The organism is Allobosea sp. P1_A7, from assembly GCF_056406775.1.
Window position 1 is genome coordinate 1 of record NZ_JBFTZN010000162.1, and the last position, 8,508, is coordinate 8,508.

Sequence of the window (8,508 nt, forward strand, 5' to 3'; positions counted from 1 at the left end):
GTCGTCGTCGTCGCCGGCGGCGCCGTCGTCACCAAGGACGTGCCAGCCTACACCATCGTCGCCGGCAACCCGGCCAGGCCGATCCGCAGGCGCTTTCCCGAAGACATCGCCGAGAGGCTGATCGCGCTATCCTGGTGGGACTGGGATCATGCCGCCTTGCGGACCGCACTCGACGATTTCCGGACGCTGCCCGTCGAAGCCTTTCTCGAGCGCTATGAAGGCCTGCGGTGAACCGCTGGCGACTGACAATCCTGCGGCATAGGACCACAGACGCTCCGTCCTGCAGGCAAGAGCCGCAATCTTCTTCGGATATTAACCAGCCATCGCCGAGTTTCGGCCGGCGTGCCGAGGGGGCTCGGCGCATCAGGCTTGAGTAAACGGCTATGGCACCATCCGACGATCTCGCCCGGCGGCGCGACTTCATGAAGCTCGGTCCGGACGCGTTGCGGCGCATCCACGATGTCGAGGACACGCTGCTGGAGGCCCTGCCGGATGCGCTCGGCGCCTTCTATGCACAGGTCCGCGCCTTCTCCGAAACCCGCGTTTTCTTCGGCAGCGACGCCCATATCGAGCACGCGAAGAGCAAGCAGCTCGGCTACTGGGATCGTATCGCCCGGGGCCAGCTCGACGAGGATTATGTCGCCGCCGTCACCACGGTCGGCAAGGTCCACGCCAGGATCGGGCTGGAGCCGCGCTGGTATATCGGCGGCTATGCCCTGCTGCTGGAGCAGCTGATCGGCAAGGTGCTCGAGGCGCGTTGGCCGAAGGGCCGCTTCGGCGGCAAGATCGAAGGCGCCGAGGACCGTGCCGCCGAGATCACCGCCATCGTCAAGGCGACTCTGCTCGACATGGACTATGCCATCTCGGTCTATCTCGAGGCTTCCGAGGCGGCCCGTCTCAAGGTCGAGGCAGAGGCCCGCGCCGTCGAACAGGCCAAGGCGGACGAGCGCGACAGGGTCGTCAGCCTGGTCAGCGAAGGCATGGCCGCGCTCGCCAAGGGCGACCTGACCTTCCGCATGGATGCGGAGATGCCGCCCGAATACGCACTGCTGCGCAGCCATTTCAATCACGCCATGGAACAGCTCGGCGAGATGGTCACGACCATCCAGGCGACGTCGGGCTCGATCGCCACCTCCTCGCAGGAGATCGCATCCGGCGCAGACGACCTGTCGCGACGCACCGAGGAACAGGCCGCGGCGCTCGAGCAGACGGCAGCGACGACCGAAGAACTCGCCGCGTCCGTCAAGACCTCGGCCCAATCTTCGCGCGAGTCGGTTGCGCTGGCCGATGACGCCGCCGCCGTCGCCCGCACCGGCGGCACCATCGTCAGCGACGCGATCGATGCCATGACCCGTATCGAGCAGGCCTCGAAGAAGATCTCGGAGATCACCACGGTGATCGACGGCATCGCCTTCCAGACCAATCTTCTCGCGCTCAACGCCGCGGTCGAAGCGGCGCGCGCTGGTGATGCCGGGCGCGGCTTTGCCGTCGTGGCAGCCGAGGTCCGGGCGCTAGCCCAGCGCTCGGCTGAGGCCGCCAAGGACATCACCGGGCTGATCGGGTCTTCCGATGCCGAGGTCGCCGAAGGCGTCCGGCTCGTCCGCCTCGCCGGCGGCACGCTGGAGAAGATCGTCGATGCCTCGATGCGCGTCTCCGGCACCGTCAACGAGATCGCGGTGGCGTCCGGCGAACAGGCCAATGGCATCGACGAGATGAGCCAGACCGTCAGCCATATGGACGAGATCACCCAGAGCAACGCGGCTCTCGCCGAACAGAGCGCAGCCTCGGCCCGGACCCTGCTCAGTCAGATCGAGCGGCTGAACCAGCTCGTCGCAGCTTTCCGCACGCAGGAGCAGCGCGCGGCGGCACGGCGCCGGGCAGCCTAGTAACCCTGGCCTATCTCCGGACGAGGGCGACGAGATAGACGCTCTCGCCCGCGCCCGGGTTGAAGAAGGACGAATCCGCCGGCGGCCCGAGTTGCAGGCAGTCACCCTGCTGCAGGGCGTGGGTGACGCCGCCTTCGCGGAATTCGAGCTCGCCCTGCAGCACCCAGATCTGCTGGCGCTGGAACAGGAAGGCGGCGGCCGGATACGGCACCCGCACACCGGGCGGCAGCGTGATCTGCAGCAGCTCGAGAATATCTCCGGAGGGCGGCGAGATCGTCCGGCGGACGTAGCCGGTTTCCGGGTCCTGCCAGACCGGCTGATGGCCATGCCGGCTGATGCGGTCTTCCGAGCGCTCGGCCAGAGCCAGCAGCACCGAGAGCGACAGGCCAAAAGCTCCCGACAGCCGCCCGAGCAGGGTTGCCGTCGGGCTCGCATCGCCGCGCTCGATCTTGCTGATCATCGCCTTCGAGACGCCTGAACGCTCGGCGAGATCGGCCAGCGACCAGCCGCGCGTGTCCCGTTCGATCCGGATGCGGGCGGCGATGGCCTGATTGGGGTCGTCTGGGCTCTGGGAACGCATGGACTCTCGATGGTCAGCTTCTGAGGCGGATCCTAAGCTCTTCCGGCGTCTCGCCCGTCCGCTCAAGAGGCTCGACCCGAAAAACGATGCCTCATGCCTGAATCGTCTTCTATAGAAGCCATACGTATACTATAGGAGACGACAGGGCGCCTTCGGACGGTTCCGCACGGGCGCAGAAGGCCGGTGAGCGATGCATCCTGGACTCCGAACTCCCGGCGGGACCACCACCCCCTATGCCGCGAAGGCGAGCTCGCTTGCGCTCCTCCTCCTCGCCGAAACCCTGGCAATGGCGGCCTGGTTCGCCTCGGCCGCGGCGATCGTGGCGATCCGGCGGGAGCAGCCGCTCGACCCGCTGAGCGAAGTGCTGCTCACCAGTTCCGTCCAGGCCGGCTTCGTCCTCGGCACGCTCGCGAGCAGCCTGCTCGGCCTGGCCGACCGCTTCGATCCGCGTCGCCTCTTTGCTCTCTCCGGCGCGGCAGCGGCTGCGCTGACCGCTGCGCTCGCGTTGCTGCCGCCGGTCGGGCCGGTGACGATCGCCCTGCGGGTCCTGACCGGCCTGTGCATGGCCGGCATCTACCCGGTCGGCATGCGCATCGCCGCGACCTGGGCGAACAAGGACCTCGGCCTGCTGATCGGCCTCCTGGTCGGCGCCCTCGTCATCGGCTCGGCGAGCCCGCATCTGCTCGGTGCCTTCGAGGGCATAGGCTGGCGCGGCATCTATCTCGGCGCCGCCGCCTCGACGCTATGCGGCGCCGTCCTCATCCTGTTTGCCGGGCTCGGGCCCCATCTCGTCCGACGCGCCGGTCTCGCTCTCGGCCAGTTCGCCCAGGCCTGGCGCAACCCTGCGCTGCGTCTCGCCAATGCCGGCTATTGCGGCCACATGTGGGAGCTCTACGCCATGTGGGCCTGGCTCGGCGTGTTCCTGCAGCAGACCATCGCCGGCCGCGGTCCGCAGGCCGGGCACGGCGCAGCCGCAGTGCTGACCTTCTTCGCCGTCGCCTCCGGCGCGCTCGGCGCCTGGCTCGGCGGCTGGCTGGCCGACAGGCTCGGCCGCACCGCTGTCACCATCGGCGCCATGGCGCTGAGCGGCGCCTGCGCGCTTGCGATCGGCTGGCTCGCCGCAGCCCCTGTCATGCTGGCTGTCGTCGCGATCCTCTGGGGCATCTCGGCCGTGGCCGACTCCGCCCAGTTCTCGGCCAGCGTCGCCGAGCTCGCCGAGCCCTCGCTGGTCGGGACCATGATCACGGCGCAGACCTGCGCCGGCTTCCTGGTGACGCTTGTCTCGATTCACCTCGTGCCGCATTTCGTCTCGGCCTTCGGGTGGACGGCGGCCTTCTCGGTGCTGGCGCTCGGCCCCGCCGCCGGCTGCTGGGCCATGTGGCGGCTACGCCGGCTTCCCGAGGCAAGCAGGCTCGCGGGCGGGAACCGCTGAGGCCGCTTAGCCCTCCGCTGCCCGCGCCACCGCCTGGCCCAGCCGCGCGATCGCCTCGGCCGCGCCCGCCTTCAGCGTGACGTCCTGCGCCTCGGCATCCCTGGAGAGCTGCTCGCTCAGCGCCGCGATGCTGACCTCGTTGCCGCTCGCTGCGAGCTTCAGCACCGCGTTCGCGAGAACATTCGGCCAATAGGCGGCACCGCCCTTGGCCAGCCCCTTCGCCTTGCGGCCCTCGAACTCCTTGGTGAGTTGCTCCGGCGTCTTCCTGGCCATGTCCGTCTCCGGTTCCTCTGCTGGTTTGGCCCCATGGACGAGACGGAAGCGGCGCGGTCAAGCCCGGTGGCACAACGATGGACCCCGGCGCCTCTCTTCTGGCCGGAGAAGATGCGAAGCGCCGGCCCCTTCCCACCATGCTTGACCTCGTCTCGGGCGCAGCCGCATCCGACGCATGGGCCGACAACCTCAAAACCGTGATCGTCAGGGCCGAAATCCCTCATGGACCGTTCATTTTACGAGGAATATCCTCTTTTCCGGAGACCTGACCGGGATGGGATGCGCTCGCCCGGCCCAGGTTGCGCCGACGGGACATGCCCCGTCAGGAGGCGATGACCATGACCAAGACCAGCACTGCGCTTGCCCTCGGCCTGTTTGCGCTCGCGGGCGGCTTCGTCCTGCCGGCCGCGACGCCGGCCCAGGCCCTGACGATGAAGGAATGCAGCACGAAGTATAACGCCGCCAAGACCGGCAATACGCTGGGTGGCCAATCCTGGAACGACTTCCGCAAGAGCCAGTGCAGCGAAGCCGCCACGCCGGCGGCCGCGACGCCGGCTGCTGCCCCCGCGGCTGCCCCGGCCGCCCAACCGAAGCCGCAGATGGCAGCTCCCGCCGCCGCGCCGGCCCAGGCGAAGCCGCACGCCGCCATGCCGGCCGCCATGGGCAATGCCGTCTTCCCGGCCAAAATCGACCCGAAATACGCTTCCGAGACCGCCGGCAAGCAGCGTTTCAAGACCTGCAACGACCAGTACAACATCAACAAGGCCAATGGCGGCAATGGCGACCTGAAATGGATCCAGAAGGGCGGTGGCTATTACAGCCAGTGCAACACCAAGCTGAAGGGCGTCTGAGACAGACGCGCCGCGCCCCGCTTCCCCCTCTCCCTGATCTCGGGCCTGCCCGAGATCAGCTCTCGGAAGTATCGAAGTCGGGAACACCCGATTTCGATGCGGGAGGGGGGTCCTCGCAGCGTCCCGGGAAGGAATTGCCCGGCAGTTTCTTCCCGCCTGCCGGGATTGCGTGTGCAGCGGCACCGAAGACAATCAATAAAGCATTGAGAAACAAAGACTTCTCCGGAAGCATCGCTGGCCCGCCCCTTGCGTGACGCGTGCAACCAGCCCGGAGGTTGCCATGTCGATTTCAATCTCGTCGTCCCAGCCGGCGACATCGCTTGCCGATGCCTTCAAGACCGTTGCCAAGGTCGCCGACAAGTCCGCCGCGCAGAAGACGGCGGAAACGGATTTCCTCAAGCACGCCCAGATGACGCCGGCCGAGCGCATGCACACCGCCATGCTCGCCAAGTTCGGTCTGACCAAGGAACAGTTCGACCAGCTCGATCCCAAGGCCAAGGGCGAGATCGCCGACAAGATCCGCGACGAAATCAAGAAGCAGCTGGAAGCAAGCGGCACCATGCGGACCGGCGTGATCACCGACAAGAAGATCTGAACGGGCGCGAGCGCGCCGCGCTTTACAGCGCCACCGCCACGGCATCATCCTGCCCTTCCCGGTCGGGAGATGACGCCATGTGTGGACGCTTCAGCCAGGCCTTTACCTGGGAGGAGATCGTCGCCTTCAGCCAGCCGCTGACGGTGCCGACCGAGCGGGCCAATCTCCAGCCACATTACAATCTCGCGCCGACCGACACGGTGCGGATCATCGTCAGGACGCCGCTCGGCCGCGAACTCATCCCGGCGCGCTGGGGGCTGATTCCGCCCTGGCACAAGGGCAGGCCGAACGAGGTCGGCGCCACCTTCAACGCCCGTGTCGAGTCGGTGGCGACGAAGCCGACCTTCCGCTCGGCCTTCAGGAGCCGGCGCTGCATCATCCCGGCCAGCGGCTTCTTCGAATGGACCGGCCCGAAGGGCGACAAGACCCCGCATTTCATCAGCGCCGCCGACGGCGCCCTGCTCGCCTTCGCGGGGCTCTGGGAGCGCTGGAGAGACCCGGAGAGCGGGCAGGAGATCATCAGTTGCACGATCATCGTGCGCGATCCCGTCGCCGGCATCGCGACGCTGCATGACCGCATGCCCTGCATGCTGCATCCCCGGGATTTCGACGCCTGGCTCGACGGCTCCGCCGGCGAAAAGCTGTTGACCGATCCGCCGCCGGCGCTACGCGACTGGATCGTCGACCGCCGCGTCAACAAGAGCGGCGTCGGCGATGACGATCCCGCGACGATCATGCCGGTGGGTTAGCCGGCTCACGCGAAAACCCTGGCTCTTCTGCAATGCCCTGCCTGCAGACCAGGGCGTCGGTCAGCGTCGTTGCGCCGCACGGCCGGGCGGTGCAGGAGCGGCGCAAAAGGGCCGCATGGCCCGGCCGTTCAGGACAACCATCATGCCTCTCGCCTCCCGCGCGCTTGCCGCGGCTTTCGCCTGCCTCCTCCTCTCCTCCCCGGCGTCAGCCGCGATCACCGACCCGGAGATGACCTGCGCCGCCTATCTCAGGAATGGCGGCCACAAGCCGGCTGGCCATGCCGCCAGGGACAGGACACCGGCCGATGTCGCAGCCAGGATCAGGGCGTTTTGTGCCGCCAATCCGAAGATGAAGGCGATGGATGCAGAGATGACGATGACGGGGGATTGAGCCGGGCGAGGCTCGATCGTGGCTACACGTCCAGCAGGCTTTACTCTGTCATCGCGGCTGGGCGAGCCGGCCCGGCAGTCGCCTGCCAGCCCGGCTCTGACCGGGGGGCGGACGAAACCAAGCTCACCTCGGCTGGTCCCATCAGAGCGCCGACGTTCAAGAGATTCAACACCGGCTTTCGGCGCATTGCTCAACCCAAGGGATGAACCACGCCAGCACCATAACGATGAGTCAGCTGGTTGATGCCGCACAGTGGCTATCAAATACGTGACGTGACATTTCGAGGGTGCCATTCGGGGCGGGCTTCCTGCTCCCGGCAATCCCACCGCTAGTGACTTCTTGGCCGTGGCGCGGCAACCGCTATTCTGAAATCCAATCTGTCACCATTTGATCCTTCGTTCATTGCCATTTGATTGTTCGCGCTACAATAAGCCCGCCGCTTGACTCCCCCCGCCCTGATCCCCTACCCCCATCGACGGGACACGCCGCCCCAACGCGGCGCGCCCATCTGTAAGGATGGAGACATCGATGGCGAATACTGTTCCGGCCACGCGTCCGCGCGTGCCGCATTTCTCGTCCGGCCCCTGCGCCAAGCGCCCCGGCTGGTCCCTCAAAGCCCTGTCAGACGCGGCGCTCGGCCGCTCGCACCGTGCCAAGATCGGCAAGGACAAGCTCAAGCTTGCGATCGACCTGACGCGTGAGATCCTGCAGGTGCCGGCCGATTACCGCATCGGCATCGTGCCCGCCTCCGATACCGGCGCCGTCGAGATGGCGATGTGGTCGCTGCTCGGCGCGCGCGGCGTCGACATGGTCGCCTGGGAGAGCTTTGGCGAGGGATGGGTGACCGATGTCGCCAAGCAGCTCAAGCTCAGCGATGTCCGCATCTTCAATGCGCCCTATGGCGAGCTGCCGAACCTGAAGAAGGTCGACACCAGGAATCGCGACGTCGTCTTCACCTGGAATGGAACGACCTCTGGCGTCCGCGTCATCGACGCGAGCTGGATCGCCGATGACCGCGAGGGCCTGACGATCTGCGACGCGACCTCGGCCGCCTTCGCCCAACGCCTCGACTGGGGCAAGCTCGATGTCACGACCTTCTCCTGGCAGAAGGTCCTGGGCGGCGAAGCGGCCCATGGCATGATCGTGCTCTCGCCACGCGCCGTCGAACGTCTCACCACCTACAAGCCGGCCTGGCCGCTGCCGAAGGTTTTCCGCATGACCTCCGGCGGCAAGCTCTCCGAGGGCATCTTTGTCGGCGAGACGATCAACACGCCCTCCATGCTCGCGGTCGWGGATTATCTCGATGCGCTGCACTGGGCGAAGAAGGTCGGCGGGCTCGAAGGGCTGGTGAAGCGCGCCGACGGCAATGCCCGCGTGCTCGCCAAGTTCGTGCGCGAGAATGACTGGATCGATTTCCTCGCGGTGAAGCCGAAGACGCGTTCGAACACCTCGGTGTGCCTGAAGTTCACCGACTCGGCGGTGACGGCGCTGCCGGCCGACGCCCAGGCGGCCTTTGCCAAGCAGGTGGTTTCGATCATCGAGAAGGCCGGCGCCGGCTTCGATCTCGGGCATTATCGCGACGCCCCTCCCGGTCTGCGCATCTGGTGCGGTGCGACCGTGCAGAGCCGCGATGTCAAGGCGCTGCTGCCTTGGATCACCTATGCCTTCAACGAGGCCAAGGCCGGGCTGAAGAAGGCGGCGTAAGCGCAGCTGCGCCGCGCTCAACGTCATGGTCGGGCCACGCCCGCCCA

At 67.1% G+C, this 8,508-nt stretch carries 9 protein-coding genes and 1 pseudogene; 8 read left to right on the forward strand and 2 right to left on the reverse strand.

The window, feature by feature from the left end; genetic code table 11:
* A pseudogene (locus AC1D34_RS24180) lies at positions 1-231 on the forward strand (chloramphenicol acetyltransferase); the annotation flags it as partial.
* 152 nt (positions 232-383) lie between these two features.
* Entirely contained in the window at positions 384-1,886 is a 1,503-nt protein-coding gene (locus AC1D34_RS24185) for a methyl-accepting chemotaxis protein (protein ID WP_476825555.1), read from the forward strand.
* A 10-nt stretch (positions 1,887-1,896) separates the two neighbouring features.
* On the opposite strand, the gene AC1D34_RS24190 is transcribed toward AC1D34_RS24185, so the two are convergent.
* Positions 1,897-2,466, reverse strand: coding sequence for a helix-turn-helix domain-containing protein (locus AC1D34_RS24190; RefSeq protein ID WP_476825556.1), 570 nt, complete (start codon positions 2,464-2,466; stop codon positions 1,897-1,899).
* 190 nt (positions 2,467-2,656) lie between these two features.
* Between AC1D34_RS24190 and AC1D34_RS24195 the strand changes: the two genes are divergently transcribed.
* The gene (locus tag AC1D34_RS24195) at positions 2,657-3,898 is read left to right on the forward strand and encodes an MFS transporter (protein WP_476825557.1); all 1,242 of its coding nucleotides are present in this window, start codon (positions 2,657-2,659) and stop codon (positions 3,896-3,898) included.
* Positions 3,899-3,904: 6 nt separating this feature from the next.
* Here the strand turns inward: AC1D34_RS24195 and AC1D34_RS24200 are convergent, their stop codons facing one another.
* Positions 3,905-4,171, reverse strand: coding sequence for a hypothetical protein (locus tag AC1D34_RS24200; RefSeq protein WP_476825558.1), 267 nt, complete (start codon positions 4,169-4,171; stop codon positions 3,905-3,907).
* A gap of 338 nt (positions 4,172-4,509) precedes the next feature.
* On the opposite strand from AC1D34_RS24200, the gene AC1D34_RS24205 reads away from it, so the two are divergent.
* From AC1D34_RS24205 to AC1D34_RS24225, 5 genes are all read left to right on the forward strand, one after another.
* On the forward strand, positions 4,510-5,022 hold the full coding sequence (locus AC1D34_RS24205; protein WP_476825559.1) for a hypothetical protein: 513 nt from the start codon (positions 4,510-4,512) through the stop codon (positions 5,020-5,022).
* A 280-nt stretch (positions 5,023-5,302) separates the two neighbouring features.
* Entirely contained in the window at positions 5,303-5,617 is a 315-nt protein-coding gene (locus tag AC1D34_RS24210) for a hypothetical protein (RefSeq protein ID WP_069879203.1), read from the forward strand.
* Between the two features lie 77 nt (positions 5,618-5,694).
* Positions 5,695-6,366 carry an SOS response-associated peptidase gene (locus AC1D34_RS24215; protein ID WP_441487979.1) on the forward strand — a complete coding sequence of 224 codons (672 nt, stop codon included), beginning with the start codon at positions 5,695-5,697 and terminating at the stop codon, positions 6,364-6,366.
* Between the two features lie 142 nt (positions 6,367-6,508).
* Positions 6,509-6,757, forward strand: a complete 249-nt coding sequence (locus AC1D34_RS24220; RefSeq protein ID WP_441487978.1) for a hypothetical protein — start codon at positions 6,509-6,511, stop codon at positions 6,755-6,757.
* A 528-nt stretch (positions 6,758-7,285) separates the two neighbouring features.
* Complete coding sequence (locus tag AC1D34_RS24225) at positions 7,286-8,461, forward strand: phosphoserine transaminase (protein ID WP_476825560.1); 1,176 nt, start codon at positions 7,286-7,288, stop codon at positions 8,459-8,461.
* Positions 8,462-8,508: the final 47 nt, after the last annotated feature.